25 protein-coding genes are annotated in these 24,343 nt (G+C 68.0%); 16 read left to right on the plus strand and 9 right to left on the minus strand.

Annotation, left to right across the window (positions count from 1 at the left end):
• Positions 1–51 precede the first annotated feature (51 nt).
• Positions 52–981 carry a class A beta-lactamase gene (gene bla / locus VV02_RS00555; protein WP_052589239.1) on the plus strand — a complete coding sequence of 310 codons (930 nt, stop codon included), beginning with the start codon at positions 52–54 and terminating at the stop codon, positions 979–981.
• A gap of 7 nt (positions 982–988) precedes the next feature.
• On the opposite strand, the gene VV02_RS00560 is transcribed toward bla, so the two are convergent.
• The gene (locus VV02_RS00560) at positions 989–1,447 is read right to left on the minus strand and encodes a pyridoxamine 5'-phosphate oxidase family protein (protein WP_052589240.1); all 459 of its coding nucleotides are present in this window, start codon (positions 1,445–1,447) and stop codon (positions 989–991) included.
• Between the two features lie 161 nt (positions 1,448–1,608).
• Between VV02_RS00560 and VV02_RS00565 the strand changes: the two genes are divergently transcribed.
• The 8 genes from VV02_RS00565 (at position 1,609) to VV02_RS00600 (ending at position 10,169) form a co-directional block, all read left to right on the plus strand.
• Positions 1,609–2,181 (plus strand): dienelactone hydrolase family protein, encoded by a 573-nt coding sequence (locus tag VV02_RS00565; RefSeq protein ID WP_052589241.1) that lies wholly within the window; start codon positions 1,609–1,611, stop codon positions 2,179–2,181.
• Between the two features lie 72 nt (positions 2,182–2,253).
• Positions 2,254–3,351 (plus strand): hypothetical protein, encoded by a 1,098-nt coding sequence (locus tag VV02_RS00570; protein ID WP_157063201.1) that lies wholly within the window; start codon positions 2,254–2,256, stop codon positions 3,349–3,351.
• A 122-nt stretch (positions 3,352–3,473) separates the two neighbouring features.
• Entirely contained in the window at positions 3,474–4,718 is a 1,245-nt protein-coding gene (locus VV02_RS00575) for an ROK family transcriptional regulator (RefSeq protein ID WP_083449801.1), read from the plus strand.
• 57 nt (positions 4,719–4,775) lie between these two features.
• Positions 4,776–6,116, plus strand: a complete 1,341-nt coding sequence (locus VV02_RS00580) for an ABC transporter substrate-binding protein (RefSeq protein ID WP_052589244.1) — start codon at positions 4,776–4,778, stop codon at positions 6,114–6,116.
• 3 nt (positions 6,117–6,119) lie between these two features.
• The gene (locus tag VV02_RS00585) at positions 6,120–7,106 is read left to right on the plus strand and encodes a carbohydrate ABC transporter permease (RefSeq protein WP_083449802.1); all 987 of its coding nucleotides are present in this window, start codon (positions 6,120–6,122) and stop codon (positions 7,104–7,106) included.
• Entirely contained in the window at positions 7,106–7,942 is an 837-nt protein-coding gene (locus tag VV02_RS00590; RefSeq protein ID WP_052589245.1) for a carbohydrate ABC transporter permease, read from the plus strand. The genes VV02_RS00585 and VV02_RS00590 overlap by 1 nt, the downstream gene beginning before the upstream one ends.
• Entirely contained in the window at positions 7,939–9,207 is a 1,269-nt protein-coding gene (locus tag VV02_RS00595) for a 6-phospho-beta-glucosidase (RefSeq protein ID WP_052589246.1), read from the plus strand. The genes VV02_RS00590 and VV02_RS00595 overlap by 4 nt, the downstream gene beginning before the upstream one ends.
• On the plus strand, positions 9,198–10,169 hold the full coding sequence (locus tag VV02_RS00600) for an N-acetylglucosamine kinase (protein WP_052589247.1): 972 nt from the start codon (positions 9,198–9,200) through the stop codon (positions 10,167–10,169). Before VV02_RS00595 ends, VV02_RS00600 begins: the two co-directional genes overlap by 10 nt.
• Position 10,170: 1 nt before the next feature.
• Here VV02_RS00600 and VV02_RS00605 read toward each other — a convergent pair whose 3' ends face one another.
• Positions 10,171–11,187 carry an NAD-dependent epimerase/dehydratase family protein gene (locus VV02_RS00605; RefSeq protein ID WP_052589248.1) on the minus strand — a complete coding sequence of 339 codons (1,017 nt, stop codon included), beginning with the start codon at positions 11,185–11,187 and terminating at the stop codon, positions 10,171–10,173.
• Positions 11,188–11,286: 99 nt separating this feature from the next.
• Here VV02_RS00605 and VV02_RS00610 point away from each other — a divergent pair, with 99 nt between their 5' ends.
• Positions 11,287–11,853, plus strand: coding sequence for a TetR/AcrR family transcriptional regulator (locus tag VV02_RS00610; RefSeq protein ID WP_052589249.1), 567 nt, complete (start codon positions 11,287–11,289; stop codon positions 11,851–11,853).
• On the opposite strand, the gene VV02_RS00615 is transcribed toward VV02_RS00610, so the two are convergent.
• On the minus strand, positions 11,843–12,445 hold the full coding sequence (locus tag VV02_RS00615) for a GNAT family N-acetyltransferase (RefSeq protein ID WP_083449803.1): 603 nt from the start codon (positions 12,443–12,445) through the stop codon (positions 11,843–11,845). The genes VV02_RS00610 and VV02_RS00615 overlap by 11 nt on opposite strands.
• A gap of 49 nt (positions 12,446–12,494) precedes the next feature.
• Positions 12,495–14,291, minus strand: coding sequence for a TIGR03767 family metallophosphoesterase (locus VV02_RS00620; RefSeq protein WP_052589251.1), 1,797 nt, complete (start codon positions 14,289–14,291; stop codon positions 12,495–12,497).
• A gap of 125 nt (positions 14,292–14,416) precedes the next feature.
• Between VV02_RS00620 and VV02_RS00625 the strand changes: the two genes are divergently transcribed.
• Both VV02_RS00625 and VV02_RS00630 read left to right on the plus strand, forming a co-directional pair.
• On the plus strand, positions 14,417–15,124 hold the full coding sequence (locus tag VV02_RS00625) for a GNAT family N-acetyltransferase (RefSeq protein WP_052589252.1): 708 nt from the start codon (positions 14,417–14,419) through the stop codon (positions 15,122–15,124).
• A 7-nt stretch (positions 15,125–15,131) separates the two neighbouring features.
• Positions 15,132–16,172: an NAD-dependent epimerase/dehydratase family protein gene (locus VV02_RS00630; protein ID WP_052589253.1), complete on the plus strand. Its 1,041-nt coding sequence runs from the start codon at positions 15,132–15,134 to the stop codon at positions 16,170–16,172.
• Between the two features lie 33 nt (positions 16,173–16,205).
• Here VV02_RS00630 and VV02_RS00635 read toward each other — a convergent pair whose 3' ends face one another.
• The 4 genes from VV02_RS00635 to VV02_RS00650 all read right to left on the minus strand — a co-directional run bounded on the left by VV02_RS00635 (position 16,206) and on the right by VV02_RS00650 (position 21,914).
• Positions 16,206–17,687 carry a S28 family serine protease gene (locus VV02_RS00635; protein ID WP_052589254.1) on the minus strand — a complete coding sequence of 494 codons (1,482 nt, stop codon included), beginning with the start codon at positions 17,685–17,687 and terminating at the stop codon, positions 16,206–16,208.
• Positions 17,688–17,791: 104 nt separating this feature from the next.
• Positions 17,792–20,125 (minus strand): family 20 glycosylhydrolase, encoded by a 2,334-nt coding sequence (locus VV02_RS00640; RefSeq protein ID WP_157063202.1) that lies wholly within the window; start codon positions 20,123–20,125, stop codon positions 17,792–17,794.
• Between the two features lie 76 nt (positions 20,126–20,201).
• Positions 20,202–20,936 (minus strand): VOC family protein, encoded by a 735-nt coding sequence (locus VV02_RS00645; protein ID WP_218917324.1) that lies wholly within the window; start codon positions 20,934–20,936, stop codon positions 20,202–20,204.
• Between the two features lie 258 nt (positions 20,937–21,194).
• Positions 21,195–21,914, minus strand: coding sequence for a DUF2382 domain-containing protein (locus tag VV02_RS00650; protein ID WP_052589257.1), 720 nt, complete (start codon positions 21,912–21,914; stop codon positions 21,195–21,197).
• Between the two features lie 198 nt (positions 21,915–22,112).
• Here VV02_RS00650 and VV02_RS00655 point away from each other — a divergent pair, with 198 nt between their 5' ends.
• The 4 genes from VV02_RS00655 to VV02_RS00665 all read left to right on the plus strand — a co-directional run bounded on the left by VV02_RS00655 (position 22,113) and on the right by VV02_RS00665 (position 23,539).
• Complete coding sequence (locus VV02_RS00655) at positions 22,113–22,427, plus strand: hypothetical protein (RefSeq protein ID WP_157063203.1); 315 nt, start codon at positions 22,113–22,115, stop codon at positions 22,425–22,427.
• Positions 22,428–22,526: 99 nt separating this feature from the next.
• On the plus strand, positions 22,527–22,700 hold the full coding sequence (locus VV02_RS25810; RefSeq protein ID WP_083449804.1) for a CsbD family protein: 174 nt from the start codon (positions 22,527–22,529) through the stop codon (positions 22,698–22,700).
• An 11-nt stretch (positions 22,701–22,711) separates the two neighbouring features.
• Positions 22,712–23,254, plus strand: coding sequence for a hemerythrin domain-containing protein (locus tag VV02_RS00660; protein WP_052589259.1), 543 nt, complete (start codon positions 22,712–22,714; stop codon positions 23,252–23,254).
• Positions 23,255–23,269: 15 nt separating this feature from the next.
• Positions 23,270–23,539: a DUF7218 family protein gene (locus VV02_RS00665; RefSeq protein WP_052589260.1), complete on the plus strand. Its 270-nt coding sequence runs from the start codon at positions 23,270–23,272 to the stop codon at positions 23,537–23,539.
• A gap of 18 nt (positions 23,540–23,557) precedes the next feature.
• On the opposite strand, the gene VV02_RS00670 is transcribed toward VV02_RS00665, so the two are convergent.
• Positions 23,558–24,247, minus strand: coding sequence for a GAF and ANTAR domain-containing protein (locus tag VV02_RS00670; protein ID WP_052589261.1), 690 nt, complete (start codon positions 24,245–24,247; stop codon positions 23,558–23,560).
• Positions 24,248–24,343: the final 96 nt, after the last annotated feature.

Raw genomic sequence — 24,343 nt, forward strand, 5'->3', positions numbered from 1 at the left:
CTGGCGGCCTGTCGCCATGGCCGCTAGTCGCCAGCGAGGCATGCTGGGCGTATGCACCCGACACGGCGAGCTGTCCTCGCCTCCTCCGCTGCTGCGCCGGTCGGCCTGCTCGCAGCGTGCGGCTCACCCTCGAAGGCTGCCGTGCCGAGCAAGGCGCCCTCGTCGACGCCAGCCCGGACCGCGGCACCAGCGGCCGCCAGCCTCCAGCCGCTCGAGTCGCGGCACGGCGTACGGCTCGGGGTCTATGCGATCGACACCGGCACGAAGCGCGAGGTGGCGTACAGGGCAGACGAGCGGTTCGCGTACGCCTCGACGTTCAAGGCGCTGGCCGCGGCGATGGTGGTGCGGAAGGTGGGGTTGCCGGGACTGGGGCGACGCGTACCGATCGCTCAGAGCGACATCGTCGACAACTCTCCGGTGACCGGGAAGCACGTCGGCGGCGACATGGCGCTGCGCGAAATCATCGACGCTGCACTGAGATTCAGCGACAACACCGCTGGGAACAAGCTGCTGGCCGAGCTCGGCGGACCGACCGGCTTCGGTCGTACGCTCCAGACAACCCTGGGCGATCAGGTCACGCGGCCGACCCGATGGGAGACCGACCTGAACTCGGGCGCGCCGGGAGACCTGCGCGACACCAGCACCCCGCGCCAGCTCGCCGTCGACCTCCGAGCGGTCCTGCTCGACAGCGCGTTGCCTCGGCCGGAGCAGGCGCTGCTGCGCGACGTGATGTGGCGAAACACTACAGGGGACAAGACAATTCGGGCAGGCGTGCCGCACGGATGGCCGGTCGCCGACAAGACCGGAAGCGCGAGCTATGGCAGGCGCAACGACATCGCCGTCATCTGGCCGCCCAACCGCTCACCCGTGGTGCTCTCGGTGCTGACGGCTCGCGACAAGGCGGATGCACCCACCGTGGATGCCGCCGTCGCGGACGCCACGAAAGCGGTGCTGCGCGCACTCGGCGTCGCGCCCTCGTAGGCGGGGGTCAGGCCCCCGGGTCGAACGGGACGCGGTGGTCGTGATCGTCGAGGTAGTAGAGCTGGGTGGCGCGGGCCCTGTGGAGACGGAAGTTGCCGTCGCCGGTGACGTCTCCCAGACCGAGCCGGCCGATCCCGACCGCTGCCTCGCGGGCGTTGAACGTCGCGAGCGCCTCGGGCACGTCGGACTCCTCGACCTCCTGGGCGAGCGCCTCGGCGTACACCGCCTTCCCGGTGAGCGGCGGCACGGTGGAGTCGAAGATGACGAACCCGACCTCGGACCGCTGCGCGATGTTGCGTGAGTGCTGCGCCTCCGGCCGGGAGAGCCAGACGAACTCGGTGTAGCCCTTGTGGGCGAACCACACGGGCGAGGCCCACGGCCGGCCGTCGGCGTCTGCGGTGGCGAGCGTGACGTACTGGTTGGCGTCGATGAGCTGCCGTGCGGCGGCGATCGGGTTGGCGTCCATGGTGCTCCTGCCTGTGTGGTGTCCGTCCTTCATACGACCGGCCCGGTCGTGGCGTCCAGGCATTGCGAGATGTCTCCAGGACGCGCACCTTTTCGGACGCCGATTGTCCGGAATGAGTCCTACGGTCGGCAAAGACCACTCACTACACGGGGAGCCCCGCCATGACCGAGCTCGTACTGTTCCACCACATCCAGGGTCTGACCAAGGGAGTCGAGGCGTTCGCCGACACCCTGCGGCAGGCCGGCCACACCGTGCACACACCCGACTCGTTCGAGGGCCGGACCTTCGACTCCATCGATGAGGGCGCGGCGTACTGCGGCGAGGTGGGCTTCGGCGAGATCCGGGCCCGCGGGATCAAGGCGGCGGAGGAGCTCCCCGAGCAGCTCGCGTACGCCGGGTTCTCCCTCGGCGGCATGCCGGCTCAGCAGCTGCTCCAGACCCGACCCGGCGCGCTCGGCGGGCTGTTCTTCCACACGTTCGTCGAGCCGTCCGAGTTCGGCACCTGGCCCGAAGGCGTGCCGGCGCAGATCCACTCGATGGACAACGACCCGATGTTCGTCGGCGAGGGCGATATCGAGCCCGCCCAGAAGTTCGTCGACTCGCACGACGAGGTCGAGATGTTCCTCTACCCGGGCGACCAGCACCTGTTCGCGGACAGCTCGCTGCCGTCGTACGACGAGGCCGCGACCAAGCTCGTGCTCGAGCGCTCGATCGCCTTCCTCGACCGCCTCTGAGCGGCCGGGCCTGACAGGCTTGGGAGGTCGAAGCAAGCCTGTCGGGTGTGGCGCCCGTGCGAGACTCCGGGCGTGCAGCTGCCTCTGGATGATGACCTGTTCGAGTCGTACAGCGCGCCGGACGGATCGTGGGCCGGGCCTGGCCAGGTCGTGCACCCCGACTACCACCAGTTCTACTTCGCGGGACCCCGCGAAGAGATGGCGTGGAACTTCGACCACGACCTCATCGAGGCCGACCCGCTGGGCAACGTCGTCGTCTCAACCGTGTGCCGCATGGGACCGGTCGCCGTGCTCGTCGACGTGCGCGATCAAGCGCCTGGGCAGCTTGACCGGAACGACGGCTGGGAAGCCGTGGAGCAGATCAGCATCCCGGTCATCGGCGATCGCCAACTCGAGTCCTGGGGTGGCGGTCCGATCCACCCCGTTGACATCACTCCCGGTGACTACGAGCTGCGCGCGCATCGCCGCACCTGGGGCGCCGAGTACGACACCGGCGCCGACCGAGTGCACGAGTTCTACCTGCTGCAGCTGTGGCCGGCCGCATCTGGCGTGTCCCTCACGACGACCGCGCGTGCTCGGGTCGAGGCAGCCGAACGCGAACGCCAGGACGAAGAGGCGCGGCGATGGCAGGCGTGGGACGACTCGGTGGCAGCGGAGCACAGGCGTACGACGTGGGGTGGCCGCGAGCCGTCCCCGAGCCTCGAGGCCGTTGGCCCCGAATCAGGTCCAGTGGCCCGGGCTGACTGGCAGCTCGCCAACGCGATCGCAGAGGCCAACGAGGAGCAGCAGCGTCGGATCGCAGTCTGGGCCGTCAGGGAAGCGATCCAAGGACTGCCGACGGATGTCGTCGACTTCGGGATCGCGCTCGAGGCTCTCGCGGACGGCCGTACGCTGCCGCCGCCCTTCGATGACGAGTCACGTGTCCATGAGCTCCTGTTTCCCGGACCCACCCGTGTCGAGATCCGCCGGGTGACCGCCGCCGAGATGTCCGAGAGGTCTGAGATGACGCGGCCCCCGATCGCGCGAGAGGCCGCCGCACTCGCCGCGATCAGGATGGCGACCGGCGCCGATCCTGCGGTGGCAGCCATGGGCGCCCTCAGCCAGGCTGCTGCCGGGCAGTCGGACCGTGCCGCGTTCTGGTCGAGGGCACACGAGTTCGTCCTCGGCTGACAGCCCTCTGACGGGTCGGACTTTCGCGTTCGACGTATCTGCTCGAAATGCTTGCGCTCCCGACCGTCCAGTGGCACGATCACCGACCATTAGGAAACTTTCCTATCTATTAGGTCGAGGTCATGACACGAGACACGGCGAACCCCGGAACGCCGAGCATGCTGCGCGGCATCAATGACCGCGCGGCGCTCCACCTGCTGATCGAGCACGGACCGCTCTCGCGCTCCCGGCTCGGCGAGCTGACCGGTCTGTCCAAGCCAACCACCTCCCAGCTCCTCACCCGTCTTTCCGAGGCGGGACTGGTCATCAACACCGGCAACACCCACGGTGGGCCGGGCCCACGCGCCCAGCTGTACGCCGTCAACCCGGACGCGGCGTACGCCGCCGGGCTCGACGTGACGCCGACGCGCGTCCTGGCTGCGGTCACGGACATCACCGGCCGCACCGTGGGCGAGTACGAGCTGCCCACCCCGCGCCGCGCCAAGCCTGACGCCGTCGAGCATGTGCAGTCCGCTCTGGACGGGGCGTGTCTGGCGGCGGGGATCCCCCGGTCCCGGCTCCACCGGATGGTCATCGGCACCCCGGGCGCGTTCGACCCGAGCACCCGCCGGCTGTTCTACGCCCGCCACCTCCCGGGCTGGCACGACGCGCGACTGCTGGACCGGTTGGCCGAGGCGGTCAAGGTGCCTTTCGACGTCGGCAACGACGTCAACCTCGCCGCCCGTGCAGAGCAGAGCGCCGGCCGTGCGCGCGGCGTCGACAACTTCGTACTCCTCTGGGCCGACGAAGGCATCGGTGCGGCGATCGTGATCGCCGGCCGCATCCACAGCGGCGCGACCGGTGGTGCCGGCGAGATCGGGTTCCTGCCGCTGCCAGGCACGCCCCTGGTTCGTGACGTCCGGCGCGGCAACACCGGCGGCTTCCAGGAGCTCGCCGGTGGCAAACAGGTGCTGACGCTCGCCCGATCGCTCGGCATCCGGGCGAGCACGCCCGAGGCCGCGGTTACTCGCGCGCACACGCTGCCCGGCAAGGGCGACGTCCTGCTCTCGACCCTCGCCGAACGGTTCGCGCTCGGCATCGCCGCGCTCGTCGCGGTCGTCGATCCCACGCTCGTCGTCCTGGCGGGCGGCATCCTGGCCGCCGGTGGCGAGCCGCTGCGCGACCGGATCAGCGACCAGGTCGGCTCGCTGGCTGCTGCACATCCCCGGCTGGAGCTCGCCGACGTCACGGATCACCCGGTGCTCGCGGGGGCACTCCAGACCGCGGTCAGCGCCACCCGCGAGGACGTCTTCGACACCATCGCGCGCCGCGCCGGCGCTCCACGAGCGGCGAACGCCACCTCGGCGCACACGTCCCAACCCTCCTGACATGACGGCGCGCCGACCCCCGGCGGCCACCCGGACCGGCACGACGAGGAGAGCATCATGAGGATCACCACGAAGGTTCGTTGCGCGTTCGGCGTGACGACCGCCTTGGCCTTCACGTTGAGCGTGGCCGGCTGCAGCGGCAGCGACGAGGGTGGCGCCAAGGACGACCCGAACGCGAAGGTCACCATCACCTTCTGGCACGGATGGAGCGCCCCGAACGAGGTCAAGGCGATCCAGGCCAACGTCGCGACGTTCGAGAAGGCCAACCCCAACGTCCACGTCAACGTCGTCGGCAACATCACCGACGACAAGATCAACCAGGCACTACGCGCCGGCGGACCGAAGGCACCCGACGTGGTCTCCTCCTTCACCACCGACAACGTCGGCCAGCTGTGCAGCTCGAAGGCGTTCATCGACCTCGCGCCGTTCCTGAAGAAGAGCAACGTCGACCCCAAGACCACGTTCACCGCGACGCAGCTCGAGTACACCCAGTTCAAGGGAGTGCAGTGCTCGCTCCCGCTCCTGGGAGACGCATACGGCCTCTACTACAACAAGACGATGTTCGCGAAGGCCGGCATCACCCGGCCACCCAGGACGCTCTCGGAGTTCGACGCCGCCGCGGTCAAGCTGACCAAGTCCAACGGCACCGGCTACTCCCAGCTGGGCTTCATGCCCAACTACCACGGCTACGAGTCGACCACCACGCACTTCAACGCCCAGTGGTCACCGAAGTACTTCGACAGCAACGGGAAGTCGAGCATCGCCACTGACCCCGGTATCAAGGCGTCCTTCCTGTGGCAGAAGGGCCTGGTCGACAAGCTGGGTGGCTACGCGAAGCTGGAGAAGTACCGGACGACCTTCGGCGACGAGTTCGGTTCGAAGAACCCGTTCATGACCGGCCAGGTCGCGATGGCGATCGACGGCGAGTGGCGTGCGGGGATGATCGATGACTCCCACAACGGCCTGCAGTACGGCGTCGCACCCTTCCCGGTGCCCGACGACCAGGCCGCGCAGTACGGCAAGGGTTACGTCAGCGGCACCATCATCGGCATCGCCCGCACCAGCAGCAAGCAGAACGCCGCCTGGCGGTTCGTGAAGTACCTGACCACCGACACCAAGGCCGTCGTCGACTTCGCCAACGCGATCCACAACGTCCCGTCGACGCAGGCGGCGCTCGCCTCGCCCGACGTCAACCAGAACCCCGCCTTCCAGACCTTCATCAAGATCGCCTCGAACCCGCACAGCGTCACCACGCCCGCCAGCCCGAACGGCGGGACGTACCAGCTGACCCTGCAGGACGTCGGCTACGCGTACGAGTCGGGCAAGCTCACCGATCTGCCGCAGGGTCTGGGCAAGGCGGCCAAGCAGATCGACACCGACATCGCTCAGGCCCGATAGGCGATGAGCCAGAACCTGGCCGTCAGGACCCCGCCGAGGCCAGCGCGCCCACCCGTCCGCAAGGGATCCCGACGCCGGCGCCGAGAGACCCTCCGCAACCTGGCGTTCCTGTCCCCCTGGCTGCTCGGCACCGGACTGTTCTTCTTCTATCCCCTGGTGTCCTCGGCGTACTACTCCTTCACGCACTACGACGGTTTCGGGTCACCGACGTTCGACGGCCTCTCGAACTGGCGGTTCGTCTTCTCCGACTACCCGTTCTTCTGGCCGGCGCTGCGCAACACCCTCTGGCTCGTCGTGGTCATGGTGACGCTCCGGGTCATCTTCGGGCTGGGCGTCGGCATGCTCGTCATCCGGCTGAAGCGCGGCGCCAACCTGTTCCGCACGCTGTACTACGCGCCGTACCTCGCGCCGCCGGTCGCCAGCACGCTCGCCTTCGTGTTCCTGCTGAACCCGGGCACGGGTCCGGTCAACACGATCCTCGGCAAGGTCGGTCTGCCCGAGCCGGCGTGGTTCAACGATCCCGCGTGGTCCAAGCCGGCTCTCACCTTGCTCGCGCTGTGGGGGATCGGCGACCTGATGGTCATCTTCATGGCCTCGCTGCTGGACGTGCCCAAGGAGCAGTACGAGGCCGCCCAGCTCGACGGTGCCGGGCCTTTCCAGCAGTTCCGTTTCGTGACGCTGCCGCACCTGCGTCCGATCCTCACCTTCGCCGCCGTGACCGGCGTCATCGCGACGATGCAGTACTACACCGAGCCACTCGTGGCCGGTCAGATCGCCAGCGGTCAGATCGGAGGATCCGGCCAGCAGACCGAGCCCGGCTACCCCGACAAGTCGACGCTGACGTTGCCGCAGCTGGTCTACCACCTGGGTTTCCAACGGTTCGACATCGGCGCCGCTTGCGTGATCGCCCTCGTCCTCTTCGCGCTCTCGATGGTGTTCGCAGCGCTGCTGATGCGACGCGGCGGCGGCTTCCTGGGGAATGACGCCTGATGCCCGCCCGCGCTCGACCGACGCTGGAGTGGATCGCACTCCACGCCCTGGCCATCGCCGCAGCCCTGTTCTTCGCGCTGCCGTTCCTGTTCGTCATCCTGACCGCGCTGATGAGCGACCAGCAGGCGTTGACCCGCGACCTGTGGCCACACCAGTTCGTGTGGCACAACCTCGTCGACGTCTGGAACACACCAGGCTTCTCGACCTGGTGGCGCAACACGATCATCTACGCCGTGGCCGGCACGGCGCTGACGCTGCTCTCGAGCATCCCCGTCGCGTACGCCCTCGCGCACTTCCGCTTCCGCGGCCGCAACCTGGCGATGATGGTGGTCATCGCAACGATGATGCTGCCGCCGCAGGTTGCCGTCATCCCGCTCTACATCGTCTGGGCCCGCGACCTGCACCTCTCCGGCACGCTCTGGCCGTTGATCCTCCCGCTGGCCTTCGGCGACGCGTACTCGATCTTCCTGCTCCGACAGTTCCTGCTCACCATTCCGCGCGAGTACATCGAGGCCGCGAAGGTGGACGGCTGCGGCGACTTCCGCGCGATGGTCCGCGTCGTCCTGCCGATGGCGCGGCCGGGCATCGCAGCGGCGGCTCTGTTCCAGTTCTTCTACTGCTGGAACGACTTCTTCGGGCCGCAGATCTACACCTCCGAGAATCCCGGCGCCTGGACACTCAGCTACGGGCTGCAGTCGTTCCGCAGCGCCCATCACACGAATTGGAACCTGACCATGGCTGCGACCCTGCTGGTGATGGCACCCGTCATCGTCGTGTTCTTCCTGGCCCAGAGGGCCTTCATCGAGGGCGTCACCCTGACGGGAGTGAAGGGATGAAGCTCGCCGTCGTCGGCGGTGGGTCGACCTACACCCCCGAGCTGGTCGATGGTCTCGGCCGACTTCAGGACGTGCTCCCCTTCGACGAGCTCGTGCTGGTCGACCCCGCGGAGGATCGGCTCGAGCTGGTCGGTGGCTTCGGCCAGCGGATCCTCGACCGTCTCGGGCATCCGGGCACGCTGACCACGAGCGCTGAGCTCGAGCCGGCTCTGGACGGTGTGGACGCCGTGCTGCTGCAGCTCCGGATCGGCGGCCAGGCTGCTCGACACCAGGACGAGACCTGGCCGCTGGAGTGTGGCTGCGTCGGTCAGGAGACAACCGGCGCCGGCGGGCTCGCCAAGGCCCTACGCACCGTGCCGGTCGTCCTCGACATCGCCGAACGCGTACGCAAGGCCGCGCCTGACGCGTGGATCATCGACTTCACCAACCCGGTCGGCATCGTCACCCGCGGCCTCCTGAACGAGGGACACCGAGCCGTCGGTCTGTGCAACGTCGCGATCGGTTTTCAGCGCAAGCTCGCCAGCATCCTCGGGGTCGAGCCCCAGCAGCTGGAGCTGGACCACGTCGGCCTCAACCACCTCACCTGGGAGCGCGCGGCACGCGTCGACGGCACCGACAGGCTTCCGCAGATCCTCGCGGGCCACGCGGCCGAGCTCGCCGAGGACATCAAGCTGCCCGCCGGTCTCATGACGAGCCTCGGCGTGATCCCGTCGTACTACCTGCGCTACTTCTACGCCCACGACGAGGTCGTGCGTGAGCTGGTCGAAGCCGGTGCCGCCGGTTCACGTGCCACCGCGGTCACTGCCGTGGAGACCGAGCTGCTCGCCCTGTACGCCGACCCGACGCTGGACACCAAGCCGGACCTCCTCGCCCAGCGCGGTGGGGCGTACTACTCCGAGGCGGCCGTCCAGCTCGCCGCCTCGCTGCTCGGCACGGGCGCGACGCCCGCACCTCAGGTGGTCAATCTGCGCAACAACGGCACGCTGCCGTTCCTGCCCGACGACGCGGTCATCGAGGTGCCCGCGCACGTGGACCACACCGGCGTACGCGCGGTCGACGTGGCACCGCTCGAGCCGCTGTACGCCGGACTGGTCTCCGCCGTCACCTCGTATGAGCACCTCGCGCTGGACGCTGCCCTGCGGGGCGGCCGCCAGCGCGTGTTCGAAGCGTTGCTCGCCCACCCGCTGGTGGGTCAGGCCGAGCTGGCCGACGGCCTCACCGACCGGCTGATCGCCCACAACCGCGAGCACCTTCCATGGGCGTGACGCGCGCGATCCTCGCGATCGACGCGGGCAACAGCAAGACCGACGTCGCACTCGTGTCCGTCGACGGGACGCTGCTCGGCACGGTCCGCGGCGGCGGGTTCCGTCCCCACCTGGTCGGCGCTCGCGCGGCCGTCCGCACCCTCGTTCCGCTCGTCGAGGACGTACGCCGTGCCGCGGGTGAGGTCGAGATCTGCCACGTGGCAGCGTGTCTGGCCAACGCAGACCTGCCCGTCGAGCACGAGGCGCTCGACGCTGCCATCCGGGACGAGGCGTGGGCGCCCTCCACCGAGGTCGTTAACGACACGTTCGCGTTGCTGCACGCAGGAACCGAGACCGGGGTCGGCGTGGCCGTCATCTGCGGCGCCGGCACCAACTGCAGCGGCGTCCTGGCCGACGGCACCGTCGCGCGGTTCTTCGCGGTCGGCACCATCTCCGGAGACTGGGGTGGCGGCGGATTCCTCTGGCAGGAAGCGATGTGGTGGGCGGCCCGCGCGGAGGACGGCCGGGGACCGGACACCGCACTGCGCACCGCTCTGCCTTCGCACCTCGGCCTGAGCACGATGGCGGAGCTGATCGAGGCCGTCCACCTGGACAAGATCGCCGAGCACGACCGCATGTCCCTGACCCCGGTGCTGTTCAAGGTGGCCGACGGCGGCGACCAGGTCGCCATCGACCTGGTCCGCCGACAAGGACAGGAGATCGTCGCGCTGGCCGCTGCCGCCATCCGCCGGCTCGACGCGGTCGACGAACCGCTCGACGTCGTTCTCGGCGGTGGCGTCCTCACGAGTCGTAATCCGTTGCTGCTGAAGGAGATTCGACTCCGGCTCGCGGAGCAGGCGCCGCACGCGGTCCCTCGAGTTGTCGCGACGCCGCCCGTCCTGGGCGCCGCCCGGCTCGGTCTGCGCCGGGTGGGTGCGCCCGACGACGCGCACGCTCGACTGCGTCGCGCCTTCGCCGGCTGACCTAGACGGCTCCGTGGTCGAGGAGGCTACGGCCGCAGTCGACGACGGTCTCGCGGGCAGGCCGAGCCTGCCAGCCAAGGACCTCGTACGCCTTCGCCGTGCTGTGCCGGTTCTTGCGGCCGAGGGCCGGCGCGATCTCGCGCAGCGCTGAGTCGCGACGAGCAGCGAGTCGCACGAGGAAGTCGGGTACGCCTCGGACGGAGACCTTCGTCGCGTCATCGCCGAGACCCACGCGCAGCGCCTCGGCCATGTCGCGCATCCAGATGAACTCACCCGTGCCGAGGAACCGCTGACCGGCCGCCTCAGGCGCGCCCATGGCGCGCAGGTGCAGATCGACGAGATCGCGAACATCCACTACTTCGAACCCAATTCGCGGCACCCGCGACACCTTGCCACCGAGCATGCGCGCCACGATGCTGACCGAACCCGTCGTCGACGCGGACAGGATCGGACCGAATTCTGCGCCGGGCAGGACCGTCGTCAGCTCGGGCGCTCCCGGCCGTTCCGCCATCTCCCACGCGGCCCGCTCCGCCATCGTCTTGGCGCGGCGGTAAGGGATCAATGACGAGTCGTTCAGGTCAGTCCAGAGGGTCTCGTCGGTCACGCCTTCCTCGGCATACGACGAGGGGCTGGCCGCGTTGGCGGCGGACGTCATGACCACGCGCCGCACGCCGGCTTCGGTGGCGGCTCGCATGATGCGTCGAGTCCCGTCGACCGCCGGCCGGATGAGCGAATCAGCGTCACCTTCGGTCGTGATGCCCATCGGGGAGGCCACGTGCAGAACCTTCTCGACACCGTCCATCGCGGCGTCCCAGCCGTCGTCGGACGAGAGGTCAGCCGTCGCGAACTCGAGTCGCCCGGTCGAGCCGGCGACCTGGCGTACGGCGTCGGACACCTCCGCGGCGCGAGCCGGGTTGCGCAGCGTGGCGCGGACCGTGTCGCCTCGACGCAGTAGCTCGGCGATCGCCCAGCCGCCGATGTAGCCGCTGCCGCCGGTGACCAGAGTGACTCCGGACATGATCAGATCCTTCGCGTTGTAGTCTTTAACCGGAGAGCACTCCGGTTAACATCAGACCGTAGCGGAGGGGTCTCCGTTTAGCCAATGCGAGGGAGACACATGGGAGAGGCGACAGGCCGGCGTACCCGGTCCGATGCAGTCCACAACCGTGAGCGGATCGCGACGGCGGCCCGCGAGGCGTTGGCCGAGGACGGCTCCGCATCCCTGTCCGCCATCGCCAAGCGCGCCGGCGTCGGGATCGGGTCGCTCTACCGGCACTTCCCGACGCGGGAGGCCCTCGTGATGGAGGTCTACCGCACCGACATCGGCACGCTCATCGACCTGGCGCCGACGCTCGCCGACGAGCACCCGCCCATGGAGGCGTTGCGGCGCTGGTTCGGCGAGGTCGCTCGCTATGCGCGCCTCAAGTACGGCGTCGCCGAGGTCATCCACGCGGCCACCAACGGAGCGCTCGAGGACCCCGCCTACGAGCCCTTCGTCAACGCGATCGCTGTCCTGCTCGACGCCGGCGAGCGCAGTGGCGACCTGAAGGCCGGCGTCGACCCAGAGGACGTCCTCCTGCAGCTCAGCATGCTCTGGCGGATCGACCCGGCCAAGGACGAGGGGCGCTCCGAACGCCTCGTCGGCCTCATCATCGACGGCCTGCGCGCGAGCCCTAGCGACTGAGACGCAACAGCTGCATGTCCGTAGTCCCGGGCTCCAGCCCCTCGTCGACGAACCCAGCCCTGGTCGCGACCCGTCGAGCGGCCGTGTTGGCCGGCCGAGTTCGTACGACGACGTCCTGCCCTGGCGCCACGGCGGCGGCCATCCGGACAGACTCGTTCAGGATGCGTCCGGCGACGCCGCGACCCTGCACCGCCGGAGCCAGTCGGAAGTAGACGTTGAGGACCGGCTGGCCCGACACCTGGTGATGCTGGATGCCACCGAGCCCGGCGTACGCCCGGTCGGCGTCGCCAGACCCGGTCCCGCGCGGGCCGTCCGGCGACCACTCGCGGGGTACGAGCACCGACCAGTAGCCGAACCCGTGCTCCGCCCAGTGGTCGAGCATAGGTACGACGAACCGTCGCGAATGAGCGAGATCGGGGTGTACTTCCTGCGGGTCGTACGCGTAGACCCGCGGATCACCGTGCACGGCAAGGACACCCGCGGCGTCCGCGGTGGTCACGCGCCGCAGCAGGAGGCCCCGATCGCTCTCGACGTGCACCCACCAGGGATTCGTCGTCTCGGCAGACCCATCTCGAGGCTCGGGCTGACTCATGCGACGACCATCTCACCTACGCGACCGACCCGAACGCACCTCGCGCGGACTACTGCTCGGTGAGACCCAGGCCGAACGGCGCCGGCAGGAGGAGCTCGACGTTGCGGTCCTCGACCGATCCACGACGGATGTCCAGACCTCCCGAAGGCGGCTGCCAGTCGTTCGCCGAGAGCTCCCGCGCCAACGACGCGAGGTTGATCGGGTCGGTCGCGCCGTGGCGGTACCGAAGCGGAGAAGCAAGGTCGACGATGGTCCCGAAGACGGACAGCGTGCCGTTGCGGTTGTCCGCGACCTCGATGACTCGCGACTGAACCGGCCAATCGATGTGCGCGGCGGTGCTGATCTCCCAGAACCCACCCGCCACAGTGGAGTTCGAGGGCCGACGGCGCGGAGTGACCGTGTTCTCATGCGTATGACCATTGACCCAGGCGATGACGTTGGGATGACGCAGCAGCAGGTCCCGCACCGCTGCGCCTCCGTAGCGCGTCACGCCTTCGGGCGCGGCGAGGTTGTCCATGGTGTCGAGCGTGTGATGGCTGAAGATCGCGAACAGCTTGTCGTGGCAACGGTTCTGGACCGTACGACCGTGCTGGTCGAGGTGCCGGCTGGACCCTGCGGCGAGCTGGGCGGCGAGCCAACGCGCCTGCTGCTCGTCGATCGACCCGTTGGGTCCGCCGTTGGGGTTGACCGTGTCGAGGATCAGGCAACGGACCGGACCGTGATCGACGGCGTAGTAGGCGTTGCCCGTGCGCCGATTCCAGTCGGTGTAGCCGTGCCCACGGGGGTACGACGCGGTCCGGAAGTGCTCGGCGATCGTCTCGGCGCGCGAGAGCGGGCGACGCTGCAGGTCCGGGGTCACGGACCTGGCGGGGCCGGCGAACAAGGTGGCCAGGGCGCCCGGGTCGAGGGTGTTGATCCCGTCGAGGAGCTGGAGGACGTCGGTGCCGGGCGGCAGGTCGATGACCTTGCGACCACCGGTGGTCATGGCCCGCAGGCCCCCTGCCGTGGGCGGCACTGACCCTGACATCAACCCGTCGTGGTTGCCGAACGTGGTCAGCCAGGGCATGTCCAGTCCGGTGGCATGGAACGGTCTGCGGCAGGAGTCCAACAGCCCTGGGACCGCTGGGAATCCGTTGCGCGTGCGCGGCAGGTCGGGGTGCTCGCGACCTGGCGCGCCCTCGGGATGCCAGTAGCGAGTGTCGTAGTGCGTGGGATCCGCGACGCCCTCGTATCGACGCGGGTCGCCCGAGTCGGGACGAACTCGTTGACCGTCGAGCACGTCAATCTGCCAACGCAATTCGTTGTACTGGGTGTTGTCGACGTTGTCACCGGTGCAGATCGTGAACGCCATCGGTACGCCGGTCGCCGGGCCTCGGCGTACCCGGTTGAGAGCCTGAACCATTGACTCGGCGACCTGGACGGTGAGCATGTCGTGCGGCCGGTACTGGCCGTCGAGAGGAGCAGCCGCGCCGAGCTGGTCCGGGTCGCTGTATCGATCGAGGAACTCGACCCGGCCCGGAGACTGCGCGTCCACCAGGTGGGTGTCGGTCAGCTGCCCGAACGCGAGCAGCGGGCGCGGTCGTGCCTTGCGTTGGGGCCGGTGTGCGAGCAGGTCGTCGCGCACGACGCGTGGCTCGCCAGGACCAGCGACGAGGAGGCGGTACCCGTTGCGTCCAGGGCTGCCCAGCCTCACGGTCGCATCGAGAGTGGTGCCCTTCGGAGACCCGTGTGGACGAAACCTCGGCGGTGCGGCAACTGCAGCTGACGGCAGCTGAGTCGCGACGAACGCGGCGCCGCCTGCGACCCCTAACCGCAGCGCGTCTCGACGGTTCAGCTCGTGGCTCATGGCATCTCGATCCTGTGCAGGAACGCGCGGCGAGTGTGAGCGCGCCCACATAGAGTGGCGCGTACTATCGAATTGGTCAAGCGTCTCAGTCGCCTGACCAGCCACCGACTGGAAGGCTGCTCGCCATGAGCACACGACAGACAGAAGCGCGCGTGTTCCAACCGATTCAGGACAGCCGTCCCGACGACCAGCCGTGGGGCGCGATGACCTGGCCGCCCGCCGCTGGCACCGAGCTGGAGGGCGAGTTCGTACGCCTCCGCCAGATCTCCCCGGAGGCCGACTCGAGCGCGCTGTTCGCCGCTCTCGACGCCGACGCCGTGTGGAGCGTCTTCGGAGCACCCCGGCCGCCGACGCCCGAAGCGCTCGCCGGAGGGCTGGGTTACCTCGGCGGACTGCCTGGTCGGTTCCAGTGGCTGGTGATCGCACGGGAGACGACCGAGGTGGCGACGGCCGGTGAAGTCCTCGGAATGTCCTCGTACTACGACGTTTCCGAGGGCGACGCGAGACTGGAGATCGGCGCGACGGCGTACAACCCCTCCGTGTGGTCGACCCACGTCAACCCTGAGACCAAGTTGCTGCTGCTGCGGTACGCCTTCGCCGAGCTGGGGTGCGGTCGTGTCCAGTTCCGTACCGACGTGCGGAACACCAGGTCACAGAGCGCGATCGCGCGACTCGGCGCGGCGTACGAGGGAACCCTCCGCCGCTACGACCGGCGGCCCGACGGCACTGTGCGTGACACTGTGCTGTTCTCGATCACCGCGCAGGACTGGCCGGCCGTCGAGCGCGGACTCATCGAGCGGGTGGGCCACGCGACTCGATCCCACGACATCTAGGAGAGCCATGGATGCCGCTCTGGTCACTGGCGGCAGCGGCTTCGTCGCGTGCCATCTGGTGCGTCAGCTGCTCGAACAGGGCACCGCTGTGCACACAACAGTGCGCAGTACGTCCAACGCGGCCAAGATCGCGCCGTTGACGGACCTGCAACGCGAGTTCCCTGGGCTACTAAGCCTTTTCGAGGCTGACTTGCTGTCGCCCGGTTCGTTTGCAGAGGCGATGACCGACTGCACCGTTGTCCATCACGTGGCCTCGCCGTTCCTGCTTCCCGAGCAGATCAAGGACGGCCAGCGCGACCTCGTCGAACCGGCGCTCAAGGGCACCCGTAGCGTGCTCAACACCGTCAACGAGACGCCCACAGTGCGGCGGGTGGTCCTCACCTCGACGGTCGGCGCGATCTTCGGCGACTACATCGACGTCCTTGATATGAAGGACCAGGTGCTCAGCGAGGACTACTTCAACACCACGAGCACGGTCGACAACAACCCGTACCACTACTCCAAAACGGTTGCAGAGCAAGCGGCTTGGGACATCTGCGACGCACAGCAGCGATGGAGCATGGTCGCGATCAACCCAGGACTGATCCTCGGGCCCTCGCTGACTCCCGCCTCACAGTCAGGCAGCCTGTTCCTCCTCGATGAGCTGATGAAGGGCTACTTCTTCTACGGCGCTCCGAACTTCGCGTTCACCACGGTCGACGTCCGCGATGTCGCCGCCGCGCACATCCGCGCAGCTGAGGTCCCCGAGGCACGCGGCCGCTACGTCCTGGCCGAGCAGGAGATGACCTCCATGCTCGACTTCGCGCGGTTCATTCGGCCGGCGCACCACCGCTCGTACGTCCTCCCGCGCTGGCAGGTCCCGGACGCCGCCGTGCGTGTGCTCGGCCCGCGGTTCGGACTGACGCAGGACTACATCCGCAAGCACCTGGGCATCCGGTTCACCGTCGACAACGCCCGCAGCCGGGACGAGCTGGGCATCACGTACCGCCCGATCGAGGACACGTTGGTCGACCACTACGAGAGCTGGGCGCAGCAGACCCGCACCTGAGGCAGCGCTCCGCGGAGCGCTGCCTCAGGTGGCTTACATCCCGCCGCGGCGCAGGTAGTCGGGCGTCACGTTGTCGAGCGCGGGGACCTGCTTCGGACGGCCCGCTGCGGCCATCTGCTTCGACGCCTGGTCGCCGCCACCGAGGCCGGCCCACTTGAGCACCAGTGCGGTGGCGCGGGTCTTCTCGGCGTCGGGCAGCTGACCAATGCGCGAGCCGTGGTTGCCGCCGGCGACGAAGTAGCGAGCGCACTCACGCTGCGCCGCCTTGGCGCCACAGGTGAACGCCTCGGCGCCCCACGGGTCGTTGCCGCCGTAGACGTACAGCATCTGACGCGACTCCGTTGAGACCCACTTGTCGATGTCCGGCATGGCCGTCTTGTCGAACTTCTTGGGCCGAATGTCCTTGGGCACGAAAGAGATTGCCACATCAAGACCGGGGTAACGCAGCAGGTCCTTGATGTGGTTCTCGAACGGCTCGGGCGAGCCGAGCTGGTAGGCCGCCTGGAAGTAGTACGGGGTGTACGCACTCACGAGCTGATCGGCGTACCCCGTGAGGGACGACGTGTTCTCGTAGAAGTCCCAGATCTGGTCGTTCGTCGCCGTCTTCGGGTCGGGCAGCGTGGCGCAGTCGGCCTGAGTGGAGTACTGCCAGAAGGCGAACGGAGCGTCCACGATCGACGACTCCATCGCCTTGTCCGTGGTCCCGACGATCTCGTACGTGTAGTTGTTCGCCTTCGAGACCGCGCGCGTCTTGGCGAGGAACCAGGACCGGTCCTTGAGGGTGCGGCGCTGCAGGTCGGTCAGCGTCTGCCGGCAGGCCGGGTCGTTGCCGACCTTGTTCAGGAACGTGTTGTAGACGTCCTTGCTATCGACCACATCGTTCGGGGCGACGTAGGGCACCGTGCCCGCGACGTCACGCGGGTAGAAACGGCGGTGGTACGTCGCCGTCATGCCTCCCTTGGATCCGCCTGTCGTGAGCCACCTCTGGCGGTAGAGGCGCTTGAACGACTCGATGATGACGTGCTGATCGGTCGCGGCCTGCCAGATGGTCAGCTGACGCTTCCAGTTCGGCTTCGCCGGGCGGGAGGGCTCGAAGAAGCGGTACTCCATGCTCACCTGGTTGCCGTCAACGATCTGCGTCGGCTCGCTGCGTGACGGGTTCTGCGACACGTTGTAGCCGCCGGTGTACATCACCATCGGCCGACCAACATCCTTGTGCAGCAACGTGATTCGCTGCGTAAAGGTGCCCTTGGCCGGGCTGGTGTGGTCGACCAGCTGGGTGAAGTCGATCAGGAAGAAGCGGTAGCCCGCGGGCGCCGTCGCCTCCGTCACCTTGGCGACGCCGGGCAGCGCCCTGACCTGGTCTGCGATGTCGGCCGGTGCGGCCTCACGGGCGCTCGCTCCGAGCGTACGAGGCACGGCGTCGGCGGTGGGCGCGCCGATCGCGCCGGCAGCGGCAGCGACCGCAGCCGTCGTGAGCAGGGCAGCGGCAGTACGAGTGACAGGGCGGCGCATCCGGACTCCAGGTGTGGTGGTGTCGTGCTGGTGATCAGGGTTCACACACCGTAGGCCGGAGTGCGTCGGTCTGCTGCGGAACCAGCGCATGATCACGCCCCCGCTCAACTGCCGCTCGGGGTGAGGGCGGCGGGCGTCCCGAAGACCCAGAACTCGTACAGCGAGTAGCCGTAGGTCGTCGCTCGCTTGACGCCCTTCATCCGGACGAACTTCACGGGCTGGGTGCCGGTCAGGGTGACCTCGTCGGTCTTGCAGGTGGACGCGTCGACCGTCGCGGCGTCCGTCCAGGTCGAGCCGTCGACGGAGGTCTGGATCGCGTACGCCTTCGCGCACGCCTCCTCCCACGTCAGTCGAGCGGACGTCACCTTGGCCGGGCGGGCGAGCTCCAGCTGCAGCCACTCGCCGTCCGTGTACGCCGACGCCCACCGTGTCTCCAGGCTGCCGTCCGCGGCGTTGGGAGCAGCGAGACGCTCGAGGTCGCCCTCGACGGAGGACGCCGTCACCTTGGCGTCGAACGAGAGGTACTCGGAACCGGCCGGCGGAGCGGGTACGACGGGGATGCCACCTCGCGCGGACGCCGACGTGGCGAGCGTGCCGCGGGAGCCCTTGACCGTCACCGTGAACGTCGAGACGTCAGTCCCTGCTGGAACCGTCCACGCTCGTACGATCCCGTCGCCCGGCTTCAGCACTGCGGAGCCCAGCGACTTCGTCAGCGGAGCGCCCTTCGCAGGCGTGAGGACGAGCTGACGTGCGGTGACCTTGCCCGCGCCGGTGTTGCGTACCTGGACGTCGAGCGTGACCGGCTTGCCTTGCACCACCACCTTCGGCGTGGTCAGGGTGACCGGCAGCCCCGGGTCACCAGCATTGAAGAGCGTGCTGGTGAGCTCCTCCGTCCGTGGCCCGACCCCGAGGCGCCCGACGCGAGTCATGAATTCGCTGTAGCTGAGCCCTGATTCGGGTCCGCGCCACATCTTGTGCGCGAGCAGCCCGAACGTTGGCTCGACGAGTCGATGGACGTCAGCGGGGCCGTACTTCTCGTGGACCAGGTCGTTCCAGACGGCCGACATCGCGCCGAGTAGCAGCGGGTTGCCCTTGTCGACGTCCTGGCCGCCGCCGAAGACATGCGGCTCCCACCCGGCGTACAACGAGGGGCCGTCGAGACCGTGCCCGTGGTAGTAGTTCGCGAACGGGACGATGTAGAGGTCACCGTCGTTGGCGTTGATCGTCGGGTAGCCGTCTGCGACGGAGCTCTTGCCGCCGTACCAGCCGTTGTTCCACGAGACCATCTCGAGGCCACGGTCGTATCCCGTTGCGCCGCCTGCCATTTCGGTGAGACTGCCCCAAGCGCGAGGTGTCTTGCCGAGTGAGCGGACGTACGCCGCCATGGTGTTGGTGTACGCCTTGTACTGCGGCTCGAGGCTGCGCGGGTACTCGTCGAGACCGACGTGCACGACGGGCGAGCGGAACCACGGGACGAACTCGGCGAGGACGCTCTTCATGAACGTCGTCGTCTCTGGCTTGGACAGGTCGAGGTGGTCGGAGTTGCCGCCGTTGAGCCCGATCTCCGGCTTGAAGTTGATGAACGCCCGAGCGTGGGCCGGGCTGTCGATCTCGGGGACCAGGCTGACGTGACGTTGAGCGGCGAGGTCCTCGAGGCCGTTCCACTCCGTCCTGGTCAGCGACCCGTCCTTGGCCGCCAGACCCGCGAACGCTGGGTTGTCCGACGCGAGCCGGAAGGCTGACTGCGCCTTCGACCAGTCCCCACTTGGAGCCTGAATCTCGTTGTCGTTCAAGTGGATCTGGAAGGTGTTGAGCTTGAACCACGAGAGGTACCTGATGTTGTCGCGCAGGTAGGCCTCACCGAACCAGCGGCGACCGACGTCGAGCATGAAGCCTCGGACGGCGACGTTGGGCCAGTCGACGGTGGAGCCCTTGGGCACGGCCGTCCGCTCCGGATAGCCGGAGACCAGCATCTGCAGCAGTGACCGCGTCGCCCAGTACGTCCCGGTCGTGGTGCGGGCGGTCATCGTGACCTTGTTGGTCACATCAAGGCGATAGCCCTCGCGCGCGGCGACCGCGTTGCCGGCCGGTCCGACGTTCGCGCCGGCGTCGAGGCTCAGTACGACGTCGCCGGGCTTCGGTCGGACGCCCGCCACGACCGGCAGCTTCAGACCCGCCACGTCGCGCAGATCGGCCTTGAGCTCGTTGGCCACACTCGTGAGCTCGGGGTCCTCGCGGACGATCCGGCTGGCCGACGTGAGGTGCAGCTGACCGCTCGCACCCGTCCAGGTCTGCAGGGCTGGGACCACTGCAGGCTTCGCGTTGACCGTCGGTGGCACGGCTGGGCTTGAGCCCGCAGCCGACGCCAGACCTCCTGGCGCCAGCAGCGTGAACGTCGACAGGAGCGTGGCAATCACTGCAGTCCGGTGACTGATCATGATCGAATGATAGAGAAATCGATCACAAATATGCAGAAACTGAGGAACTCTTTGCCAACGTGAGCGCCTGCGGTCGTCAGCCGACTCGCTGGCTGACCGCCAGGACGCCACCGGCCGGGTCGGCCAGCACCGCGTTGCGGAACCCGGGCGCGTCGGTCGGCGGCAGCAGAAGTCCGCCACCGAGCTCACTGACACGCGCGGCGACGGCGTCCGCGTCGGCGACACGTACGTTGACGGCCCAGTGGGGTGGCACAGGGGTTCCTGGCTCGATCGCGGTCGCCACCGCGATCACGTCGTCGGGCAGCGTCGGGTCATCGACGCGACGGGTGCTCCCCGCCAGCCGCCACAGCGCGATGCCGCCCGGTGCCTGCTCGAGCCGCCACCCGAAGACAGCGGAGTAGAACAACTCCGCAACGGCGGGGTCAGGGCTGTGCAGTGAGCTCATCTGCCACGCGCCCGGCACGTCGACCAGGTCGGCGACCAACGGCGTACGACCTTGGCGGACACCGAACGGCGCGCCGCTCGGGTCTGCGAGCAGCGCCGTCCGCTCGTCTCCGCCGGTAGGGCCGAACAGCACTCCCCCTCCGGCGGCAACGACGGCCGCGACGGTCGCCTCGACGTCAGCCACCAGGACGTAGGTCGCCCACGCGCCGCGGTCCAGCATCGCCGGCGCCTGACCGATACCGGCCACGCGCTGCCCGCCGAGTCGCGCGACGCGGTAGCCATCAGGGTTGGCCTCGTCGAAGTTCCAGCCGAGGAGAGCACCATAGAATTCCTCAGCAGCGGACGGGTCAGGCTGAAGCGACTCCACCCAACACGGCGCTCCAAAGCTGTACGAATTCTGTTCACTGCCAACGATGCTCATGGTTGGCCACTCTTTCACGGGCCGGGCACCTGGGTTCACTGAATCTCCTCACCAGTGGGTTCGACAGCGTCGTAGCCGTCCACCATCGAGGGCCCTTGATCGTGAGATGCGCTGAGCACCGAAGAGATCACGGCCAAGAGCCCCCGAGCCTCCAGGCGAACGTGCTGCGGCCTCTACCTGGAAGGTCTTGGTGGTGCCATGGCTCTACAGCGGGTCACGATCGACCTCGATGTGCTCGGAACGCACCTCTTCGCTCAGCTGCGCCTGCTCCGTGACCTGAGTCTTGGCCAGCCGAACCCGCTCAACGGGCACCGTCTCCTTCTCCACGACGGGTGCGTCCTCGTACAGCACGACCTCCCGCTCCTCCTCGGACAGCTCGTGCCCGGGGAGAGCCGCCTCGCGGTCGGAAGCCGTGATCGGCTCTCGCTCAACCGTGACTTCCTCTCGAGTGATCGGGACACTGACGTGTTGCTGCTCGGTGACCACGTGCTTACGCAGCCGCGCGCGGCCGCGTTCCTGTCGCCTCGTGCCGACGTTCAGTCGCTCTTCCGAACGCGTCGCATCATCGGTCGCCGAGCCGGACGCGGCAGGTGCGGAATCGTCAGCGCCGTACTCCAGGCGGTAGTGCCGGTAGAGCTGCTCCTCCTGCTGAGGCGAGAGATGCTCCTCGCCGTCAACCTGTGGCGCGTCCTTCACCCGGTCCTTGTCATAGCCGACGGTGAGGCCGCCTTCATCGACTCGAGCCTTCGCCAACGGGACAAAGCTCTGCTTACTGCCGAACAAGCCGGTGTTCACGGTGACCCAGGCCGGCTCGCCGGTCCGGTCATCCACATACACCTGACCGGCCTTGCCGATCTTCTCCCCGCTGCTGGTCTGCACCGGCTGGTCGAGGATCCGTGAGATGTCCTGCTGGGCAATAGTCATGCTGTCTCGCTTCCTTTCGTGTTGTCCGGTCGGCGGCTGCTGTCTAAGGGGGCATGGCCGATCACTCCTGACGTTGTGCGTACTCCTCGGCTACCCAGCGCTCAGAACCCGAAACCCCTCATCTCCGAAGTCACCGGTTTCGGCTACCCACATGCGGGTAGCCCTGGACAGATGCATGCCACCGGGAGGGAGGTCACGGTGATGTCCCAGAGCGTCTTTCATCTGTTGGGGCGAACGCTCCACGCGGCCCAGCGCGACAGGATCGGTGCGGTCCGTGACGTGCTGACGGACGCCGACAACGGCGTACCCGAGTGGTTGCTCGTTGACGTCACGTCCGTTCGAGGACTGCGGGCCGTGCCGCTCGCCGGAGTCCGAAACAAGGACGGATCTTTGTCGACCACGTTCACTGCCAACGAGATTCAGCGCTCGCCACCCATTGCCGACGTCGCGCCCCTGGGACTCGAAAGCGAGCGTCGTCTGCTGCGCTACTGGGACCTGATCCGCGGGCGATAGGTGCGACCCGGCCAGCGGACTCATTCCGCGGTTTCGGTTTGCGTTGTCGTTCGGTGGGTATGAGAAGACGGCAATCGACCAACCGGATGGGAGCAGATCATGGGAATCGCAGACAAGGCGAAGCACGCTGCGGAGGATGCGCTGGGCAAGGCCAAGGAGGCCACCGGCAAGGCGGGCGACGACGAGGACCTGCAGGCCGAGGGCCAGAAGGACCAGGTGGAGGCCAAGATCAAGAAGACCGGCGACGACATCAAGGATGTGTTCGACAAGTAGCGGAGGCCGACATGACCACGATCCCGCGCCCCACTCAGGGTGACGTCGTCGAGCTGATTCTCGATGACCACCGATTCTTCGAACGGCTGCTGCGCGACCTGCGTGATGCAACTGCTGATCGCAGCGAGGCACGAGCGACCCTGGCCGCGGTGCTGATCGCGCACGGCGAGGCTGAGGAGGAGATGGTCTATCCCCAGCTGCGCCGCAAGGACGCGATCGACCAGCACGAGCAGGAGCACGGCGAGGAAGAACACGCCGAGGGCAACCAGGCGCTGCTCGACTTGCTGGAGTGCAAGGGCACGGACACGCAGAAGTTCGACGACGCGGTCGAGAAGCTCGCCGAGGCGCTCAACCACCACATCGGCGAGGAGGAGCAAACGATCCTCAATCCTGCTCGTACAGAAGTCGGCGAGCAGGTGCGCCACGACCTCGGAGGTCGGTGGCTCGCGCGACGCAGCGAGCTGCTCGATGACGACTGTGGGTCGATCACGTCGGTGAAGAAGATCGTTGCCCGGGCCGAACGCGAGGGCCTCGTCTCTGATGAAGGCTCCTGAAACGAGGAGGTAGTGATGCCGCGCGAAGATCCAGGACCGTCTGTGAAGGACGACGAGATGTATGAGTCCCTTCGTGACGAGGGGAACAGCAAGGAGAAGGCCGCGCGTATCGCCAATGCCGCTGCGAACACGTCGCGTTCGTCAGTTGGCCGCAAAGGCGGCGAGCACGGCGACTACGAGGACTGGACCCGCGACGACCTGATGGAGCGCGCTCAGGAAGTAGGCATCGAGGGTCGCTCCGACATGAACAAGGACGAGCTGATCAAGGCGCTGCGCAACCACTGATGTGTGCCTGACGAGTGCTCAGCCGTCTGCGGTGGGCAGCTCGCGCCGGGTCACGAGATGCTCGGCGACATCGCGCAGCTTGAGGTTGTGGTCCTGCGAGAAGCGGCGCAGCACGTCGAACGCCTTGTCCTGATCGAGCTGGTATCGCTCCATCAGGATGCCCTGCGCCTGGCCGATCAGCTTGCGGGCGTCGAGCGCCGTCTGCAGTCCTTCTTCGGTTTGTGAGGCGTGCAGCGCGATGGCCGCGTGCCGGGCAAAGATGCCCGCGAAAGCGACGTCGTCGCGCGAGAAGGCATGGGCCTCGCGCCAGAACAGGTTGAGGGCGCCGAGGCGGCGGCCGTCGATGCCGGTCAGCTGCGTGCCGAGGGCAGAGGCGATGCCGAGGGCAGCCGCTTTGGGCGCCCACTGCGGCCACCGCTCATCGTGAACCAGGTCGGGCGACGCCATGGTTTCCTGCTCCCACGCGCTGTCGTGGCAGGGTCCCTCGCCGAGCTCGATCTGCAGGGCGTCGGCCCGCTCGACCAACGTGTCCGTCGGGGCCACGGTCTCCAGGCGTCCCCCTCGCCTGATGAGCGTGATGCCGCCGTAGTCCGCCCCGAGCTGCTCGCAGGCGTACGCGACGACCTGCTCTGCGGTCTCCGTCGAGGTCGGGGCCGCATGCAGGTCTTTGGCGATCGCCGCGAACTCTTCTGCAAAGTCCGGTCTCATCGTGCCTCCGCGCTCGTGCACCGTTGCGCGCCGCGGCAAGCACCGGGATGTGGACCTGGTAGAGCCATCGTCGCATGGGATCTGGAGGGCTATTCG

It is taken from the genome of Luteipulveratus mongoliensis, from assembly GCF_001190945.1.
In the GTDB taxonomy this organism is placed as follows: Bacteria; Actinomycetota; Actinomycetes; order Actinomycetales; family Dermatophilaceae; genus Luteipulveratus; species Luteipulveratus mongoliensis.

What these genes read in the sequence shown, in the direction of transcription:
- bla (WP_052589239.1), top strand. Translation starts at nt 52, where the DNA reads ATGCACCCGACACGGCGAGCTGTCCTCGCCTCCTCCGCTGCTGCGCCG.
- VV02_RS00560 (WP_052589240.1), bottom strand. Translation starts at nt 1,447, where the DNA reads ATGGACGCCAACCCGATCGCCGCCGCACGGCAGCTCATCGACGCCAAC.
- VV02_RS00565 (WP_052589241.1), top strand. Translation starts at nt 1,609, where the DNA reads ATGACCGAGCTCGTACTGTTCCACCACATCCAGGGTCTGACCAAGGGA.
- VV02_RS00575 (WP_083449801.1), top strand. Translation starts at nt 3,474, where the DNA reads ATGACACGAGACACGGCGAACCCCGGAACGCCGAGCATGCTGCGCGGC.
- VV02_RS00580 (WP_052589244.1), top strand. Translation starts at nt 4,776, where the DNA reads ATGAGGATCACCACGAAGGTTCGTTGCGCGTTCGGCGTGACGACCGCC.
- VV02_RS00585 (WP_083449802.1), top strand. Translation starts at nt 6,120, where the DNA reads ATGAGCCAGAACCTGGCCGTCAGGACCCCGCCGAGGCCAGCGCGCCCA.
- VV02_RS00590 (WP_052589245.1), top strand. Translation starts at nt 7,106, where the DNA reads ATGCCCGCCCGCGCTCGACCGACGCTGGAGTGGATCGCACTCCACGCC.
- VV02_RS00595 (WP_052589246.1), top strand. Translation starts at nt 7,939, where the DNA reads ATGAAGCTCGCCGTCGTCGGCGGTGGGTCGACCTACACCCCCGAGCTG.
- VV02_RS00600 (WP_052589247.1), top strand. Translation starts at nt 9,198, where the DNA reads ATGGGCGTGACGCGCGCGATCCTCGCGATCGACGCGGGCAACAGCAAG.
- VV02_RS00605 (WP_052589248.1), bottom strand. Translation starts at nt 11,187, where the DNA reads ATGTCCGGAGTCACTCTGGTCACCGGCGGCAGCGGCTACATCGGCGGC.
- VV02_RS00610 (WP_052589249.1), top strand. Translation starts at nt 11,287, where the DNA reads ATGGGAGAGGCGACAGGCCGGCGTACCCGGTCCGATGCAGTCCACAAC.
- VV02_RS00615 (WP_083449803.1), bottom strand. Translation starts at nt 12,445, where the DNA reads ATGAGTCAGCCCGAGCCTCGAGATGGGTCTGCCGAGACGACGAATCCC.
- VV02_RS00620 (WP_052589251.1), bottom strand. Translation starts at nt 14,291, where the DNA reads ATGAGCCACGAGCTGAACCGTCGAGACGCGCTGCGGTTAGGGGTCGCA.
- VV02_RS00625 (WP_052589252.1), top strand. Translation starts at nt 14,417, where the DNA reads ATGAGCACACGACAGACAGAAGCGCGCGTGTTCCAACCGATTCAGGAC.
- VV02_RS00630 (WP_052589253.1), top strand. Translation starts at nt 15,132, where the DNA reads ATGGATGCCGCTCTGGTCACTGGCGGCAGCGGCTTCGTCGCGTGCCAT.
- VV02_RS00635 (WP_052589254.1), bottom strand. Translation starts at nt 17,687, where the DNA reads ATGCGCCGCCCTGTCACTCGTACTGCCGCTGCCCTGCTCACGACGGCT.
- VV02_RS00640 (WP_157063202.1), bottom strand. Translation starts at nt 20,125, where the DNA reads ATGATCAGTCACCGGACTGCAGTGATTGCCACGCTCCTGTCGACGTTC.
- VV02_RS00650 (WP_052589257.1), bottom strand. Translation starts at nt 21,914, where the DNA reads ATGACTATTGCCCAGCAGGACATCTCACGGATCCTCGACCAGCCGGTG.
- VV02_RS25810 (WP_083449804.1), top strand. Translation starts at nt 22,527, where the DNA reads ATGGGAATCGCAGACAAGGCGAAGCACGCTGCGGAGGATGCGCTGGGC.
- VV02_RS00660 (WP_052589259.1), top strand. Translation starts at nt 22,712, where the DNA reads ATGACCACGATCCCGCGCCCCACTCAGGGTGACGTCGTCGAGCTGATT.
- VV02_RS00665 (WP_052589260.1), top strand. Translation starts at nt 23,270, where the DNA reads ATGCCGCGCGAAGATCCAGGACCGTCTGTGAAGGACGACGAGATGTAT.
- VV02_RS00670 (WP_052589261.1), bottom strand. Translation starts at nt 24,247, where the DNA reads ATGAGACCGGACTTTGCAGAAGAGTTCGCGGCGATCGCCAAAGACCTG.